Origin of the sequence: Candidatus Palauibacter sp. (assembly GCF_965261555.1) — a bacterium.
Taxonomy (GTDB): Bacteria; Gemmatimonadota; Gemmatimonadetes; order Palauibacterales; family Palauibacteraceae; genus Palauibacter.
This window is the reverse complement of record NZ_OZ253465.1, coordinates 2,289,975-2,307,184: the sequence shown is the minus strand read 5'-3', so window position 1 is coordinate 2,307,184 and position 17,210 is coordinate 2,289,975. Positions and strand designations below refer to the sequence as shown.

General features: G+C 65.1%; 9 protein-coding genes. 8 read left to right on the top strand and 1 reads right to left on the bottom strand.

Annotation, left to right across the window (positions count from 1 at the left end; genetic code table 11):
• The first annotated feature begins 17 nt into the window (after nucleotides 1–17).
• Nucleotides 18–296 (top strand): type II toxin-antitoxin system prevent-host-death family antitoxin, encoded by a 279-nt coding sequence (locus ACQY5G_RS09945; RefSeq protein WP_428273548.1) that lies wholly within the window; start codon nucleotides 18–20, stop codon nucleotides 294–296.
• A 35-nt stretch (nucleotides 297–331) separates the two neighbouring features.
• Here ACQY5G_RS09945 and ACQY5G_RS09940 read toward each other — a convergent pair whose 3' ends face one another.
• The gene (locus tag ACQY5G_RS09940) at nucleotides 332–1,525 is read right to left on the bottom strand and encodes a hypothetical protein (protein ID WP_428273546.1); all 1,194 of its coding nucleotides are present in this window, start codon (nucleotides 1,523–1,525) and stop codon (nucleotides 332–334) included.
• Between the two features lie 332 nt (nucleotides 1,526–1,857).
• Between ACQY5G_RS09940 and ACQY5G_RS09935 the strand changes: the two genes are divergently transcribed.
• The 7 genes from ACQY5G_RS09935 to ACQY5G_RS09905 all read left to right on the top strand — a co-directional run bounded on the left by ACQY5G_RS09935 (nucleotide 1,858) and on the right by ACQY5G_RS09905 (nucleotide 17,149).
• A complete protein-coding gene (locus tag ACQY5G_RS09935; RefSeq protein WP_428273544.1) occupies nucleotides 1,858–2,733 on the top strand; it encodes an SDH family Clp fold serine proteinase in 876 nt (291 codons plus the stop codon).
• 275 nt (nucleotides 2,734–3,008) lie between these two features.
• Nucleotides 3,009–3,929, top strand: coding sequence for a hypothetical protein (locus tag ACQY5G_RS09930; RefSeq protein ID WP_428273543.1), 921 nt, complete (start codon nucleotides 3,009–3,011; stop codon nucleotides 3,927–3,929).
• The gene (locus ACQY5G_RS09925; RefSeq protein WP_428273541.1) at nucleotides 3,926–5,374 is read left to right on the top strand and encodes a hypothetical protein; all 1,449 of its coding nucleotides are present in this window, start codon (nucleotides 3,926–3,928) and stop codon (nucleotides 5,372–5,374) included. The genes ACQY5G_RS09930 and ACQY5G_RS09925 overlap by 4 nt, the downstream gene beginning before the upstream one ends.
• On the top strand, nucleotides 5,367–6,695 hold the full coding sequence (locus ACQY5G_RS09920; RefSeq protein ID WP_428273539.1) for an AAA family ATPase: 1,329 nt from the start codon (nucleotides 5,367–5,369) through the stop codon (nucleotides 6,693–6,695). The genes ACQY5G_RS09925 and ACQY5G_RS09920 overlap by 8 nt, the downstream gene beginning before the upstream one ends.
• A 167-nt stretch (nucleotides 6,696–6,862) precedes the next feature.
• Nucleotides 6,863–7,297, top strand: coding sequence for a hypothetical protein (locus ACQY5G_RS09915; protein ID WP_428273537.1), 435 nt, complete (start codon nucleotides 6,863–6,865; stop codon nucleotides 7,295–7,297).
• A 50-nt stretch (nucleotides 7,298–7,347) separates the two neighbouring features.
• Complete coding sequence (locus tag ACQY5G_RS09910; protein WP_428273535.1) at nucleotides 7,348–10,872, top strand: STY4851/ECs_5259 family protein; 3,525 nt, start codon at nucleotides 7,348–7,350, stop codon at nucleotides 10,870–10,872.
• A gap of 181 nt (nucleotides 10,873–11,053) precedes the next feature.
• Nucleotides 11,054–17,149 carry a DEAD/DEAH box helicase gene (locus ACQY5G_RS09905; protein ID WP_428273533.1) on the top strand — a complete coding sequence of 2,032 codons (6,096 nt, stop codon included), beginning with the start codon at nucleotides 11,054–11,056 and terminating at the stop codon, nucleotides 17,147–17,149.
• Nucleotides 17,150–17,210 lie beyond the last annotated feature (61 nt).

Genomic DNA, 17,210 nt, shown 5'->3' with positions numbered 1-17,210 from the left:
TACCTTATGGAGGGGCCATGCACCGCACCCAGGACACATACGCGTTGAGTCATTTCCGGCAGCACACGGGCGAACATCTTGAGCGGATCCGGGAGGGACGGGTCGAGACCATCACGCAAAACGGAGAAGCCGCGATGGTCGTGATGAGCCCGGAGCGCTACGACTTCCTGGTCCATTCGGTCGAGCGTGGCCACCTGTGGCGCGAGGCGCTCCGAGCCTACAGGGCGGGCGAACCCGGCGTCCCCGCGAGGGAGGCCCTCGAAGGTCTCGCCAATGAACTCGACGCGGATTCTTGACGCGCGCGGTGGCGGCGCTGATGCCGTAGAACGTCTCAGTTGCGCGTCAGGCGTAGCACCTGGGGATGGGCGAGATCCAGTTCGTCCCGCCGGACGCCGAGTACCGCGTCCATGGTGATGTCCGACACGGCGAAACGGTCCGGAATCCGCACGGTTCCGAGCCAGGTCCCGCCGGCATCGAGCACCAGCCACTCCTGCGGCTCGTCCTGCTCGCTTTCTCCCCGGTAGAGTTCGAACCAGACCGCCCCGGAAGGATCGACGAGGATGTCGGCGAAGGCGGGCCGGGTCCGGGAGGTGGGCGCTTCTTCCAACACCCCCCTGAAGAAGTTTCCGGGCGGGACGCCGTCGAGAATGGCAGCGCGCTCCGCGGCGATCGCAGCGTCGCTCAGGTCCAGCGGGTAGTCGGGGATCCGCAGGATGCGTACGAGATTTCCGGACATGTCCAGTTCCTCCGCCTGCATCGTCTCGGATGAACCCCGAAGGATGCGCCGTCCGAGAACCGCGATCCGGGATGCCCTGCCGAAGAGGGGCGAGATCGTCCGGTATTCGTCCGCGCGGGAGACATACACCTCGTGTCCCCGCGTCTCGCCGATGCTGTCGATCAGCGTCCCCCGCAGGTCGAAGAGGACGAGAGGCTCCGGGCGCCAAACCAGCCCGGTGAGGCCATCCTGCGGCAATACCGGTCTGTTCAACTCCGGAAGGACCGCACCGCCATCCAGGTAGTGCAGGTCGGTGGTGAAGCGATCGACGCCGAAGGTCCGGACCACCGACAGGTCGGGAGCGATCACGGTGACGCGGCGGTCGCCGAAGGCCAGCAGCGTGTCGCCGGCATTCTCGATTCCGCGGAGACGTCTGAACTCTCCGGGACCGTCTCCCTCGCCGCCGAAGGAAGCCTGGAACTCGCCGGCCGCCGAGAACACGCGCACTTCCCGCGAGCCCCCGTCGGCAATCATGAGCGAGCCATCCGGGCGCTGCTTCATGCTGCCGGCCCCGTAGAACTCGTGGGCCGGGCCGGTGCCCGAAAGCGTGAGGTCGACGACGGGATCCGGGTCGATGCGCCAGAGGCTGGAATCGCCCCAGAGCGGTCGTAGCGCCTCGACGATCCGGACGCCCGCGCTGTCGCGCTCGACGACGAGGGGGATGCCGGAACCGCCCTCGCCGCAGGCGACCACGCCGCACAGCAGGAGAAAGGCGGCAGCTTCGAGACGGGCGATTGAAGATGTCCGCATGGTCGTGATAGCTTCCTGCGGCTTCCGGCTCCCGGTCAAGGTCTCTTCCCCTCCGTTGAGCCCCCGTTGAGCCTCCGTGCTATCTTCGGATGCCTCACCAGAGTTAGTTTGTCGTTAGCTCAACGTGTCGCGGACGCTGCGGCTCGGGGCTGCTCAGGAAGCGGAGGTTACGATGCAAGGAGATACTGGTTCGGTTTTGGGGCCACCGCCCGACGCTGGCGGGCGCCGCCCGTCATACGATCCGAATTGGTACGAGAAGATCGAACGGGCCAGGGAGGCTCGCGAGATCGGCGAGAAGCTACAGAAGAGCACGAGGAAACCACAAAACAAACATGGAACTTCCCGAAGACATGACTTCCGAGAGAAGAACCCCCCTGTACGAGGCGTACAATTCCAATCGCTATGAGCGGCAAGCGCTCATCAGCCAATATCAAGCACAGTACGAATGCAGTTTAATTATCCTTTCAGACTTTTTCCTTCAAGCCGATAGCATTCCATTTCTCGAGGAGACACTGACCGACGCAGACGCTTCCCAGGAGTTGCATATCATTCTTCACACAATGGGAGGCGATGGGAACTCCGCTCTTCGTCTCGCGCGTCAAGCACAGTCGAGGTGCACCGAACTCACGGTGATCGTTCCGGATCAAGCAAAGAGCGCGGGAACGCTGTTTGCGCTCGGTGCGCACCACATCGTCATGGGTCCGACGAGCGATCTGGGGCCGGTGGATCCGCAGTTTCCCGATCCACAACACCCCCATCGGCTGATCGCAGGCAAAACGCTCATCCGAGCCGTCGAGTATGCCGAGGAGCGTATCGCGGCAAGGCCCGAGACGTATCCTCTCCACGTTTCGCTATTGGCGGGGGTCAGTGCTCCGTTGCTTCAGACGGCTTACGATGAGATCAGTCGAAGCGGAGAACTGATCAAGGAAGCTCTGTCGGTCGCTAACGAGGACGCGAACGCAGTGGCAGCGCTCGCGGAGCGGGTATGCGCCAGACTGGTGGACGAACCTACGGATCATGCCGCAATCGTATCGGCGGATGATGTCCGTGAAATGGGCTTGCCGGTCAAGAAGATGGCAGCAACGGATGAGCAGTGGCAGGCGATCTGGCGCCTCTGGACGAAGTATATTGCCCTCAGCGCTTCGCGCGTTTACGAGGGTGTCAGGTCGTCGATCGTCATCCCCTGGCCGGAAGCCGACGCGGGATAAGCGGAATGGGGCGTTAGTATCGGTGGGGCACACTCTGCGGAGACCGTGACCTCACCCGGTTGACGCGGCGGTCTCCCGGCGTGGCCCCACGTGACGGTTTGCAGGGAGGTCGTTTGGGCAACGGTTCGGGGACAGCTCAGGGGAACACTCGGGCCCGCTTTGAACAGTGGGCGAGAAACGCCGCGTGCCAGGCCAATACCCTCTCGGCCGTGCACAACGTCCGCATGGCAGATGTGGCTCGGCGTCTCGGAAGCCGCCCCAGTTTCGGTCAGTCCGTGTTCGCGCTCACTCGGGGGAACAACTTCGAGCGGCAGATCCTCCGCGACGAAGGCGCACGGCTTCTCGATGAACTGATTCGGACGGACGTGCTCCCTGAAGGAGCGAAGGGACTCGCCGACCTGCGCGTCCGGATGAACGGCGGGCCGCTTCCCTCTCTTGTGGCTGCCATTGAGGCGACGAAGGGGCTCGTCAGGACGTTGGCCGCCCGGACGGATACCGGCTCCGGGCCGCGTCCCGCGATCATCGCGAGTCCGACCGTTCGGATCCCGAAGGGCGTCATGTTGCCCGAGGCCGTGCTCATCCTGGATGTGCTCGCCGTTCGCTACGACCGGGGGCGGCCCGAACTCACGGTTGGCGAGATCAAGACGTACCCGGATCGCGGGGGACACACCGACCCGCACCAACTGGCGGGCGCCCGCGCGCAGGCGGGGATCTACCTCCACGCGCTGGAGTTGCTCCTGGCCGAGTTGGGGTGCGGGGACGGCCTCAGGCTGCGGCGGAAGGGGTTCCTCGTACTGACGCGGCCGGGTTCCAACTTCCCGTCGGTGCGCGCGGGTGAGGACCTCCGCTACCAAGCGGCGAGAGCCCGGCGGGGATTCGAACTCCTCGAGGCGGCGGCTCGCGGGCTGCCGCCGTTCGAGTCGCCGGGAGACGACCCCATCGACGCGGTGGCGCGGGCGGAGACGGAGTATTCGGAGGCCTGTCTCAGGTTCTGCGACCGGGCGAGCCAGTGCCATGCCTCCGCGCTGGAGGCCGGAAACCCCGCCGTGCTCGGCGACGAGGTGCGCCGGTTTCTCGGTGAAGTCGACCTCGGCCGTGCCGTCGCGCTCCTGAACGGCGGGGATCCGCGCACGGCCGGCGAGAGGGACCTGCTGTACAGGCTTCGTCGAGCGGGATCCACGGCACGCCCATCATGAGGGAGCGCGACATCATCCGGCGGCTCATCGCGCACGCGGAGGGCGGGCCCCTCCCCCGCGGCGCGACCCGGCAGATGCACATCGCCTCGGATGAAGATCTCCTGATCCTCGCCTTCGTGCGCATGGGGGGAGAGTCGCGTCCGTGGGGCATCGCCTTCGGACACCCCGGTGAAGACCCCGAGATTCTCGCCGTCCCGGAGGGCCGGAACCGCGACCTGGTGGCCCGCATGTGTTCCACCTTCGCGCCGGCGCTTCTGCGGCACCTCCGGACGCCCGGTTTCGTGGGCCTCCCTCCAGTGGAAGAGGAGGAGCTTGGGCCGCTCCGGCAGGTGTGGCTGCCGAACGGAAGTCACGCGGACATGCTCCATCACCTGGCCTTCGCCTACACGTTCACGCGCTGGGGAGCAGACGCCGAGGCAACCCTGAACCCGCTCGGGCGGGCCGCCGGGTGGCTCTTCCGGGAGGCCCAGAGACCGGGGCAGCAGCATGTGATCACGGCCACGGGGGCGCTTCGCACCTCGTACACCTTTCCGGCGCAGTCCACGAGACTCGAACACCTGGGCTTCCTCCTCGCGTGGCTCGATCCGGAGTTGGCGCCTGGCGAGCGCCTCGCGGCGGCCGGCGAGGCGGAGGCGCTGGCCGTTTCCACGACGCTGGACCCCGTTCTGGAGCGAACCCGCATCGAAGATCCGCTCGACGACTGGCATGACGCCCGGAACGAGGGAGACGCACCTCGCGAGCGGGCGAACGCGTCCGCGATCACCCGTGTCCTGGAGGAGGAACTCGGACGCCGATACCGGCTCACGGCGCAGGCCATATCTCACCTGCGCGCCGATGCGCGGCACACGAATCGGGGCGTGGCCCGGCTCGTCGATTCAGCGTTGACGGAACAGTGGCACGGGCACACGCGTCGCGAACTCCTACACGTCGACGGAGACGATGGCCCGCCCTTCACACCGTCGCCGGAGACGGACCTGGACCCGGCAGCGGCGGGGGCCCGCTACATGGAGCACCTCGCCTCGGCCTCCCTCTTCGAATCCCTCCTGCTGCACGACGACGAGGAGCTTCAGGACGAGGCCATCGCGCGCGGCGACGGGTTTCGCGGGACGATCGCCGGCATCCGGCCGCGCCCCGTCGGGCGTTGGATCCGTTCCGTGCTGACCATCGAGAACGCCGACCCGGGACCGCTCCGGCTCAGGGAGGGAAGCTGGGTGTGCGTGATCGGCTCGCCCGAGTCCCGAGGTACCATCCTCGCGGTGCGGGCCGAGTCCGATGGCCGCCGCACGTTCGAGGTTGAACTGCAGCAGCAATCGACGCCGTCGGTCGGGAGCGAGATCGGGTTCGTCGAGAGTTCGGACCACCACCTCAGCCGGCGGAAGAGCAACCTCATCTGGTCGAACGAGGAGCCCGGCAGTTGGCTCACGCACGCGCGCACGGATGAATAAGGCGAGGATCTCGGAGAAGTCCGCGCTCGTCGAGACGCGTCTCAAGGGCGCCATCGATGAGAGGGAGGGGCTCGTCGTGGTGAAGGCGCCACCCGGATCCGGGAAGACGTTCCTCCTGCTGCGCGGCGTGGCGCACGCGATCGGGAACCGGCGGCGCGTCGCCGTGGGCGCGCAGACCAACAGTCAGGCGGACGACATCTGCCGCCGGCTGAACGACCAGTATCCCGACGTCCACGTCACGCGTTTCGCGGCCGGCGGCCGAAGCCGCGTGGATCTCGGCGAGAACGTGTCGTGGACGAGCAACAAGCACCGCCTGCCCCGGGGGCCGTGCGTCGTCGTCGCGACGGTCGCGAAGTGGACGCTGACGGAACTCGTACGCTCGTATCACGTCCTGTTCGTCGACGAGGCGTGGCAGATGGCGTGGGCCGATTTCATGCTCTGCGCCAAGGTGGCGCCGTGCTTCGTCCTCATCGGAGACCCGGGGCAGATTCCACCGGTCGTTCCGATTCCGGCGCAGCGGTGGGAAACGTCGCCCCGCGCGCCGCATCATCCGGCGCCCGAGGTGATCCTCGGCGACCCGCGGATCCTGCGGCTGGAACTCGAGTTGCCCGCGTGCCGGCGGCTCCCGCACGACTCCGTCGAACTCGTGCGCCCGTTCTACGACTTCGAGTTCGCCTCGTGGGCCGAGCCGGGCGAGCGGTACGTTCGGGTCCCGCCCGCCGGAGGCTGGCATTCGCGCCTGGACCCCGCCCTCAATCTCTTCGTCTCCGGTTCCATGTTGGCCGTCACGATGCCGACGCCGGCGAACGGCCCCCCGCTGGAACTCGATGAGGAGATCGCCGTCCTGACCGCCGAGACGGTCGCGCGCGTGCTGGAGCGAAGTGCCCGCGCCGTCGCCGGCGACGATGGTGCGGAGCGAGAACTTCGTCCGGGCGAGATCGGGGTGGCGGCGACGCATCGGGTGGTGAACAACGCCATCCAGCAGGCGCTCCCGCCCGAGCTGCGGGCCGAAGTGGTCATCGACACGCCGGAGCGGTGGCAGGGTCTGGAGCGCAAGCTCATGATCGTCGTGCACCCGCTTTCCGGCGTCACGGCGCCTTCCTCGTTCGACCTCGAGACGGGCCGCCTCTGCGTGATGATCTCCCGCCACCGATCCGGCCTGATCGTCGTGAGCCGCGACCACATCCGGACCACGTTGGAGAACCACATCCCGGTCGCCGACCAGCCCGTCGGACGCCCGGACGTGACGGGGCGCGGACATCAGGCGCATCTCGCCTTCTGGGAAGGCCTGGTCGAGGGTGGCCGCGTCCTCGGCGTGTAGCGCACGACGCTGGCAGCATACCACGTCGACATCGGCGTCCTCGTCTCCCTTGACCGGCCGGATTTCGAGCGTTGCCACCCTTGACGAACGTCAAGTCGTTGTGTCCGTTGCCGTCGACTCCGGCGTCTTCGACCCTCCCGATTCGTTCGGCTCTGACGAGGAGATGGATGATGGCCAAACAACTGCTGCCAACGTTCCTCGGAGGCGTCATATCCTATGACGACTACAACCGATGGCTCGAAGGCAAGGCCAAATCACATGTAATACGGGACCGGAAGCGAGGATTCCGCGACACTAGCGTTTCCGGCTACATCAGTGATATCCATGACGCAGTACTGGAGTCGGGCGGGTGCGACTTTTACACCGGTGAGGAGTTGGACTGGTCGCTCTTGGCCGTTACGTACGACGCGAAAGATCGGCGCAGGTTCGCCATGCGGCCCACGGTCGACCATATCGACCCGTCGAGGGGCAAAGCGGACTTTGCCATTTGCGGCCAGCGGACGAACATGTGCAAGAGTTACCTCACCGTTGACGAACTGGCACAGTTCTGCGTGACGTTCCTTCGTGCTCAGGGCAGACTGCCCACAGGCGTGCAAGACTAGAACGGACGGATCGACGATCACCGGACACACGGATTGCACCGCCTGAACACATGAAGACAGCCAAGACCTTCCTCAAGGACTTCTTCGCCGCACGCGACCTTCGCGGACCAGACGGACGGCCTCTGTACCGATACCGGATCAACGCGGAGGAGTTCGCCGACCTGGGGCGCGTGCTCGATTGGGAACTCCGTCAGAAGTCGTTCGGACAGGGTCCCATCTCGATGGACGCTGCGCGGGCCTTCTGTCTGTGGGCCTCGGAGTGGTGGCATCGAAACTACGATGGCGGACCGTGGAAATGGGAACCGCTCCTTGAGGCGCTCAGAACGTCCGAATTCGCCCCGTCAGGCGGTCAGTACCATGTGCTCAAAGATGTTGTCACTCGCGGACTCCGCGGGTGGCGCCGCACGATTTACAGATTCGGTCCGGCCAAAGGCTTCTTGCTGACCATCATGTGCGAAGGTGGGCTGCCGTTGAAGCTCATCCTGCGAGAAGACACACATCTGCGCCTCTACCTGAAGGCCGTGCTGGAGGAGTTCCGTCTCCTCGGTGCGACGGACATTCCGCCGCGCGACCTGGCCTCGGGGCCCCGGCGTCTGCTCCCAGAGGCGTGGCGCCGAGACATCGTTTATGAGTTGGCGGGTGAACTGATTCAGACCATCTGGCGGCTGCAGGCGGAACTCTCTGACGGTGATGCGCCCGTCCAGGAGCTGGACGGCAAGCGACCGGGCTGGCGCGACGAACTTCCGCTCAGAGTCAGTGATGACGTGGCAACCGTTCTTCTCAACGGTTTGCTCGTCGAAGCCATCGAAGTCGCCCGCCGCGCACGCAGCCGCGTTCGATGGAACCTGTATCTTGCACCTGTTGCCGATGGCGACTGGGAATTACGTGGGTCTTTCGACATACCAGCGACCATCAGCCGCGAGGCCCTCCAGGTTCTCTTCGGCTTCGAATCACCCGACGCGGTGCCGTCGCGCTTGCACCTGGGCGTGCGAACGGAAAGGCGGGCGTTCCGCGCCTTGGCGCTTGTGACGGAAGCCCGGCTCGAAGGCGAAGACGTTTTTGGGATCGAGCCACTTCCGGCTGCTCACGCGCTTCAGGCCGAGGATCTGACGGGTCCCCGCACACTCATCGCACGTACGTATGATCCCGAGTACCCGACGGATCGGTTCCCCGGTGCGGCTGCATTGGGGCAGCTCGCTTGGGTATTTGAACCATTGGATCCGGCCGACCCGCCGCGTTCAACTTGCCGTCTGGTCGGTCAAGGGACCGTGCGAGTCAGGGCACCTTGGGCTCTCCTGGCAGTAGAGGCGGGAGCGTCGATCACGAGCGAAGAGGGATCGGTGCAACCTGTCGGCTCCGTTCGCAACGTGGGCTCACGCTGTGTCTACCGAGTACAGGGGAAGGCAACCCTCACGGAGGCAGACGGCTCACGCGTGATCGTGGAGACCAGCGCAGCGGTCGACACCGACGATATCGAGTATCTCTTGACTGGCCCCACGCAACGGTTTGGCGACGCGGTAACCGTCTTCCTCGGCGGGCCTGCAGTTTACAAGCGCCGAGAAGGAGAATTCGTGGAGCGAGTGCCGGAGCGGCACCTCGAATGGCGGTCGAGCGTCCCTGATGGACGCTGGGTCGCCTACTCCTGCGCGGAGGTGGCGTCGGGGGCGATCGTTGGTGAGGGTCGGCTACGGTACATAACGAACAACATCGTTCGCCATTCGATATCGATCTGTATCTTGCCGACCGAAGCGAACATCGAGATTCGCCCCTCGCCCGACCCCACCTACGGCGAGATCCGGTTCCCCCGGTTCGGCAATATCGTGGCGGTCGTCCGAGACGCGCCCGAGCTTCACGCGGCGGGGTCGCCCGACCCCGACGGGTTCCGCTTGCAGTTGCGCGCCTCCGGGGACCCACCTCGAGAAGTACCTGTTGTGGTGGACTGGCCCGACGGCGGCAGAATGATGCCGACCTTGCCATTTCCCGCCCGCCGTGCGGCGTTCATTGCGGCTGATGGCCGCCGCCTGCCACATGGCGCTCGCATCGCGGAGGGATCTATGGCGGGGGTCCGCGCGGAGGTCATCGCCCCCGGTCGCGCGGAATACGTTCTTTGGGCCGAGGGTCGTGGCTCTACCACTGGGCGGGGCAGTCCGGCCGAACGTCCCGATGTCTTTGTCCGCGAGATTCCGTCGGTGAGCTACGGACATCATCTGCTCGACCTCGGGCAGGTGAGTGAGGAGGTTACCGAACGGCTGGAGTTTTCAGACCATCTCAATTCCTCGATCAGACTCCGTATCGCAGATCGAGAATCGGGCGACACGCTTCCTGACGCCGATGTTCTTGTCGCCCGCTTCGACCTCGCGTTTCGGTACGTGGAGAAGGGGTCCGGACCGCTCGTGATGCTCGACGCGAGCAGCCAGGAGCAGGCCTCCAACGACGACCTGACTTCGCTAACCGTGGAACTGATCACCCTTCTTGAGCCTGACGAAGACGCCATCCATCTGCAGCCCTCGTCAGAGGGTGTCTGGAGACTACCGGCGGACCCGCTGCCGGCGGGTCCCTATTTGATTTGTGGCCGCCAAGGCGATCAGCAACGCGTCAGTCCGCTGCCTCTGTATGTCCCCTCGCCGGTTGAGGGAATTGCGTCGCCTCTACCGAGGGAAGCGACGACCGTAGCCGAGGCCTACGCGGTGGCATTCGCGGAGAATCAGGCATTCGGAGACCATCCGTTCCGGTCTGTCGTTCGCCGCTTGGCCACCGATCCGGGCCACCAGGATTGGCCGTTGGCTTTTGGGTATCTTGGACTGGAGTCCTTCCCGCCCACGGTGTTCCCGCTGCTCCGGGCGATGGCTCGCAACCCCGTTGCCTGCGCGATGGCTGCGGCCCGGGCCGGGCCCGCCGAGTTCTCGATTCTCTGGGAGCGGATCGAGACGTTCCCGTTCGCGTGGTGGCAACTGCCGTTGCAGGGCTGGGAGTGCGCATTCTGTGCGTACGCGGAGCACTGGGAGAACGAATTGGAGGAGGTCGACGATACCGATCTGGCATGGACGATTCTCTGTGGTGAAATGGACCGCAACTACGACCGCGTGAAGGCCCGGCTGGCCAGCCTGGTTCCTGCTTTCGACTTCCTGAACAGCCGCACCACGGGCCGCCCGATCGCCCCCGATTCGAGGCGCATTGTGAACCGCCAAATACTGAATGCACTATTCGGAGACTACGTCGAACAACTCCGTGAATGTCCAGCGTTCCATCCGGAGCAGTCCAGCCCTCCGGATCTGTCAGGCGTGCGGGAGGAGATCGAGCGCATACAGGCGGATCATCCCTGGTCTGTCCGGCTCTTCCATCCGACTGATGACGCTGCGATGGCGACGTCGAGACACTCGAATCTCGTGTATGCACCCGCCCTGACAGCTGTTCTCGTTGTGTCGGAGGTCGAGGTTGAACAGGATTTGGCACGCAAGATCAGGGGAGCGCGCGCGGGCCACGTAGGTTGGTTCGACCGGGCGCTGGGACTCGCCAAACTCATCGCCTTCGGCCTACGAGAGGCCGACAGAATCGACGGACTCCTTGCAAAATAGCCTGAGTATACGCCCAAACCCTTCGACCCGATTTTTTGAACCGCTGGCGCGCGACCTCGTAGAGCGGTCGGCGAGCTCGCTCCTGGGGATCTACGGACCCCGGACCGATCCCCTGCGCAGGTTCCTGTCGCAGGTTCTGCAGCAACCCGCAGGACGCCGCAACAGCTTCCTTGCGGACCCGGTGTTCGAAGCGATCTTCGATTGGGAAACGGCGGACGTCACCATGGCGGAACTCGCCGAGATGGACTTCCTCGCCGAGCTGCTCGTGACGGCGATGGACACCGAGTCCAACGACGACCGTCTGAAGGAGTATGTCTTCCCACGCAGCCGCCGACCGTTCACTCACCAATACGAGGCATGGGAGCATCTCAAGCGTACGCAGCCGAGATCCGTGCTCATCACGAGTGGAACGGGGTCCGGCAAGACGGAGGGGTTTCTCGTGCCCATCCTGGACGACCTCGTCCGCCGCGCCGCACAGGAGCGGCTTCGGGGGGTCCAAGCGCTGTTCCTGTATCCGCTCAATGCACTCATCAACAGCCAGCGCGACCGGCTGAGTGCGTGGTCGCGGCCCTTCAACGGCGACATCCGCTACTGCCTGTACAAGGGTGACACACCGAACGAGCTGTCGGCAGCCGAGGCCAAGCGGCTCGCCCCCGAACTGGTCGAGGATCGCGCGACCCTGCGGAAGGATCCGCCTCCTATCCTGGTCACGAACGCCACCATGCTGGAGTACATGCTGGTCCGTCTCGAGGACAAACCGATCATCGACCAGTCCAAGGGTCTGTTGCGCTGGATCGTCCTCGACGAGGCCCACACGTATCAAGGTTCCCGCTCCGCTGAGATCGCTCTGCTCCTGCGACGCGTACTGCACGCGTTCGACGTGGACCCGTCGGAAGTCCGGTTCGTCGCCACCTCGGCGACGATCGGCGACGAAAGCGACGAGAGCGAGGAGCGGCTGCGGGACTTTCTCGCGGACCTGGGAGGTATCGACCACGATTCGGTCCATGTCGTCCGCGGTTCGCGCAGTTCGCCGCAGGTTCCGGCGACACCTCCCGACGGTCTCGACGAGCCGCTTCCCTCCGTGGAGGAACTCCGCGGCATGGAGCCGACAGAGCGCGGAGCGAAACTGGCTTCGTCGACGGTGGGACGGCAGCTCCGGCGTGAACTTCTCGCCTCCGATGGCGTCCTCAGCCTAACCCGGTTGACCAAGATCCGGCGCGATGCCGCAGACCCGGCAACGCCGGCATCGTCGTCGATAGCGGAACGCCAAGAGACCCTCGAGCTCATCGACCTCGCGACGAGCGCGAAGGTCGATGGTGAGTGGTTCCTGCGCGTCAGGGGCCACTTCTTTCACCGGACACAAGGCGGTGTGTGGGCGTGCATCTCGAAGGACTGTCCCGGCCGGGACGGGACGCCGCTCGCCGACTTCGAGTGGGCCTTCGGCAAGCTGTTCTTCGAGCGACGGTCGCGCTGCGACGAATGCGGATCGCTCGTCCTCGCGATGGTCCTGTGCGCGGAATGCGGTAAGGAGTATCTCGCAGGCCGCATGGTCATCGAGGATCGGACGCTCGTTGCGCGGGACGTGGGCACCGTTGAGGAAACCGATGAGGTTCCGGAGCTTATCGATCATGACGAGGACGAAGGTGCGGACGACGAGCGCGATGCAGGCGGCGACGGACTCGACCAGTACTTGGCCCATCCCACGACGCCCGAAGTCCCGCTTCTCCATCTCGATCGGACGAGTGGTCGCTGGGTGGATCCGAACGAAAATGCGGCGCTGGCGTTTGGAGTAGTACTCCCCGGGCCATCGGGACACCCTCGCTGTCCCGAGTGCCGGACGAGCCGCCGAGCTGACTGGCTGCTCCGGCCGTTGCGTGGGGGCGCACGGCTCATCCTCCGCAACACCACGCCCATCATGCTCGACTACACGCCTGAATTGACGGCTGGAGAGCCGGAGTCGCTCCCGTTTGGCGGACGGCGGCTCCTCACGTTCACGGACAGCCGCCAGGGCACCGCGCGGTTCGCGCTCGCGGCTCAGATGGACTCCGAACGGAACTACACGCGTGGAGCCATCTACCACCTGACCGCAGCCGCACGCGCCGACCATGCTCCCGACCCCGCGCAAATCACCGACCTGAGGGAACAAATTGCCGCACTCGAGAGCTTGCAGTCGGAGAATCCCCGCATCCAGAAGACAGCCGCCGACCTGAAAGCCAAGCTGGCGACCCTTGAGGCGCCGAAGTTGGGCTGCCGAGCATGGAACGAAGCCATCGAGAAACTGTCGGGGGAAACGGAGCTATCGGAGTGGTTGCCGGACCACTGGCGGCATCTGCCCCTCGCAGATCTGGAACCGGCCAAGCTTGCCGAGATCGCCCTTCTGCGCGAGTTCGCGCGACGCCCGAAGCGCCAGACGTCGCTCGAGACCCTCGGTTTCGTCTCGGTGGAATACCCTGACCTGCCGGCTCGCCCGGAGCCGCCCAATCCTTGGCAGCGGCGCGGTTTGGATCGGCCGGAGTGGCGGAATTTCCTTAAGCTCATGCTGGACCACCTGGTACGGGGGCGTCGCAGCATTGAAGTGGAGGGCGCGTTCATCCCCTGGCTTGGCGTTCCCCACAGACCCACGGTGTTGATTGGGCCGGACGCCGATCGTTTCGAAGATGCGGTTCGGTGGCCGCTCGCCTCGGGTCCAACCCGCCGGTCACGGTTCGTCCAACTTCTTGCGCTTCTGTTGGAAGTTGACCCCCACGAGAGTGCCGAAGCGCGGGCTGAAATCGACGCCTGTCTGCGGCTGGCGTGGAGCCAAGTCAGCGCCGTCCTGGCGACTGGCGGACGCGGACAACGACTGAACTTCGGCGAGAGCGTGGCTCTCCGCGAGGTGCGGGATGCGTGGCTCTGTCCGATTACCCGTCGCGTCCTGGATACCACCGTGCGGGGGCTGACACCATACGTAGTGCCTGGCCTCCGTGCCGAGGAACTCACGGCGACGCCCCTTCGGATGCCCCTGCTCAGGACCCCTTTCTGGCGCAAACCCATGGGAGGCTCCTATACCCGTGAGGAGATCGACGAAGCGATACGCGACGACCCGGAGATCGCGGAGCTCGAACAGCGTGGCGTTTGGCGGGGCTGGAGCCGCCGCATCTTCGAGAACGTCGACTACTTTCAGGTCGCGGAACACTCCGCCCAGCTAAGCGCGTCCCGGCTCCGAGATCTGGAGGACCGGTTCCGGCGCGGACGGGTCAACGTGCTCAGCTGCTCCACGACGATGGAGATGGGTGTCGACATCGGAGGACTGTCGGCCGTCGCGATGAACAACGCGCCCCCGAGTCCGGCCAACTATTTGCAACGGGCAGGACGGGCGGGGCGTCGGGGCGAGTCGCGCGCCATCAGTCTCACCCTCTGCAACACCTCCGCACACGGTGAGCATGTCTTCCGAAATCCGTTGTGGCCGTTCAGGACCCCGCTGCACGTGACGCGAGTCGGTCTCGACAGTGAGCGTATCGTCCGGCGTCACGTCAACGCCCTCACTCTCACGCGTTTTTTTTCGAGCCGACTGCACGAACAGGAGTTTCACCGGTTGTCCGCCGGTTGGTTCTTCGCGCGGGGCGACGAGTCGTCGGTGTGCGACAGGTTTCGCAGTTGGCTGAAGAATGACGCTCGCGGTGATCGGTGGCTTGAGACGGGCCTACAGCGGCTGCTGCGCGGCTCCGTCCTGGATGGAACCGAGATGGACCGTTTGTTGCCGATGGTCGATGATCGCATTGCCGCCGCCGAGAAGGCGTGGGCGGCGGAGGTTGAACCCTTGCATCGGGAGTTGAATGACCTCGCCGAAGACCCGAGCGACCCGGCGCGCCGAGCGATCGAGCTTCAGTTGCGCCGCCTGCGCGAGGAGTACCTCCTGCGGGAACTCGCCGTCCGGAACTTCCTGCCTGGCTATGGATTCCCGACCCAGGTCGTGCCACTCGTCACTACCACGAAGGATGACTTGAAGCGGAGACGGCGAGGAAGCACTGACCCTCGTAACGACCGGGAGGACAACTTCTCCCGCGTACGCCAATATCCGACGCGCCACCTCTCCGCCGCGCTGTACGAGTACGGCCCGGGCGCGGACGTGATCCTCGACGGCCGCGCTCTCACATCCTCCGGCCTCACCCTGAACTGGAAGATCCCTCCGACCGACGAGGCTGCGCGAGAGATACAGGCACTCCGGCACTCGTGGCGCTGCAAGTATTGCGGGGCCGTGGGCACTGGGGTCCGACGACGTGAGACGTGCGAGTCCAGTTACTGCGCGGGACGCGAATCGCCCCTTGAGGTGCACAGTTATATTGAACCCGCCGGCTTCGCCGTGGACATCCGCGACTCGCTCCACAACGACCTGAGCCGCTTTTTTCACGTTCCAACAAAGCCCCCTCGCATCTCCACGGGCGGCGAACCGTGGCAGAGTCTCGCTGTCCCTGCACTAGGTCGCTTCAGGTACAGCGCCTCCGGGCAGGTGTTCCACCATACCGAAGGAGAGTACGGGCACGGATTCGCGATCTGCCTGCATTGCGGTCGCGCTGAAGCCGAGCGCGAGAAGGAGGGCGAACTCCCCAAGCCAATGCGAAACCACAAGCCGCTCCGGGGTGGATCGACGGTCGGGCCGGACGGCCTTTGCACGGGGAACGACGGTACCTACACCATCCGCCGCAATGAATGGCTCGGCGTCTCGCGCGAAACCGACGTGTTCGAACTCCAGTTACGTCCCCTCCGTTTCGCGCCCGCCGGCGACGGCGACGAGGATACCGACTCCAAGGAAGGCATCGATGTGGTGGCAGCCTCCTCCATCGCCGTCGCGTTGCGTGAGGCTCTCGCCCAGAGGATTGGCGTGGAGAGTCGCGAAATCGGCTGGGCCACGAAGAGGGCCAGAGTCGAGGAGACGAGCGAAAGAAACGTGTCGATTCTCCTTTACGACCACGCCACTGGTGGCGCGGGCTTTGTCGCGCAGGCTCCGGAACACCTGACTGCATTGCTGCGCCAAGCTCGCGAAACCCTCCATTGTGCTCGTGACTGCGACAAAGCCTGTCACGCTTGTCTTCTCTCATACGACACACATCACGATGTGGACCGCCTGGACCGTCATCGCGCGCTTGACATACTGAGCGACACCTTCCTCGCAGCACTCGACCTCCCGGTCGAGGAGCAACTGTTCGGCCCGGACACCCGGCTCGAGTTCGAACCGGTCGACGTCGCCATCCGCCGAGAACTTGGCCCTACTGACACCGTGCGCCTTTACTTGGGCGGCGACCACTCTCGATGGTCTCTGCATGACTGGATCGTGCGAGATCTCTTGCGCTGGGCCGACAAGGGCCATCAGGTCGAACTGGTTCTGCCGCGTGACGTGGCTGCGATTCCGCGCGAAGAACGGCTACAACTCGTCGTCTGGGAGCAGACGTTTGGACTGCGGCTGCTACGTAATCGGGCACGCCGCCCCGGACGATCCGTCCTCGCGGAACTCTTCTCGCCGGGCCGAACGGTCACGTTCGCCGCCCAAACCGCCGACGCGCTGATCCCCGGCCCTGACTGGGGTGTCTCCGGAGACGGCGCTCACGTGGTGAGAGGGTACTCCACCGAAGCTCCAGTGACGCTGGATCCGGTGGAACCGTCGCACCTGGACGCTCCGCCGCCCGGCCAAGCCGACAGCCTCGCTCTCGGTGACCAACTCCGCGTTCCAATCAGCGCCGTCGGTCAAGCGTTCTGGCGCACGATCCAGGGAATCTCCCCGGCCCTCTCCGCGCGCTTGGAAGCCGGTCTACCGATCCAGAGCGTTGCGTATCGGGATCGCTACGTTCGCTCCCCACTGGTGGCCCGCGTCGTCCTGGAAATCCTGATCGAACTCGCCAAGGCCGCTGGTGAAGGCTCGCGGGACACACGCTTTCGAATCCTCACTACACCCCCGAACAAGCGTGCCTCGCAAGGTCGGCAGATCCGGGACGACTGGAAGTTGACCCAAGACGCAAAAGCGACGATCGAGCATCTGTGCCGCACCACGTCAACACCGATCGAGATTACCTTCCGTAACACCAGGCGCTTCCCGCACGAACGAGAACTTGAGATCACTTGGGACGACGAAACTCGCTGGCGTTGCCATCTTGACCATGGATTCGGGTTCGTCCGCCCGGATCGTCCCGTGCCGCATCCCTTCGACGCTTCGCCTCAACGGCAGGCCAAGGCGCTGGCGGCTGCCAAGTTCAACCTGGATACAACTGGCTCGGGCCGTACGTACGTTTTTGGTCTTGAATAACAGCAGCATGCCCCTACCGCGCGGCTGAAATTCGATGCCGACTCCCGGCCTGACAAATCAC

Excerpts from the sequence above, each read along its gene's own strand:
- ACQY5G_RS09945 (WP_428273548.1), top strand. The coding sequence starts at position 18 with ATGCACCGCACCCAGGACACATACGCGTTGAGTCATTTCCGGCAGCAC.
- ACQY5G_RS09940 (WP_428273546.1), bottom strand. The coding sequence starts at position 1,525 with ATGCGGACATCTTCAATCGCCCGTCTCGAAGCTGCCGCCTTTCTCCTG.
- ACQY5G_RS09935 (WP_428273544.1), top strand. The coding sequence starts at position 1,858 with ATGGAACTTCCCGAAGACATGACTTCCGAGAGAAGAACCCCCCTGTAC.
- ACQY5G_RS09925 (WP_428273541.1), top strand. The coding sequence starts at position 3,926 with ATGAGGGAGCGCGACATCATCCGGCGGCTCATCGCGCACGCGGAGGGC.
- ACQY5G_RS09920 (WP_428273539.1), top strand. The coding sequence starts at position 5,367 with ATGAATAAGGCGAGGATCTCGGAGAAGTCCGCGCTCGTCGAGACGCGT.
- ACQY5G_RS09915 (WP_428273537.1), top strand. The coding sequence starts at position 6,863 with ATGATGGCCAAACAACTGCTGCCAACGTTCCTCGGAGGCGTCATATCC.
- ACQY5G_RS09910 (WP_428273535.1), top strand. The coding sequence starts at position 7,348 with ATGAAGACAGCCAAGACCTTCCTCAAGGACTTCTTCGCCGCACGCGAC.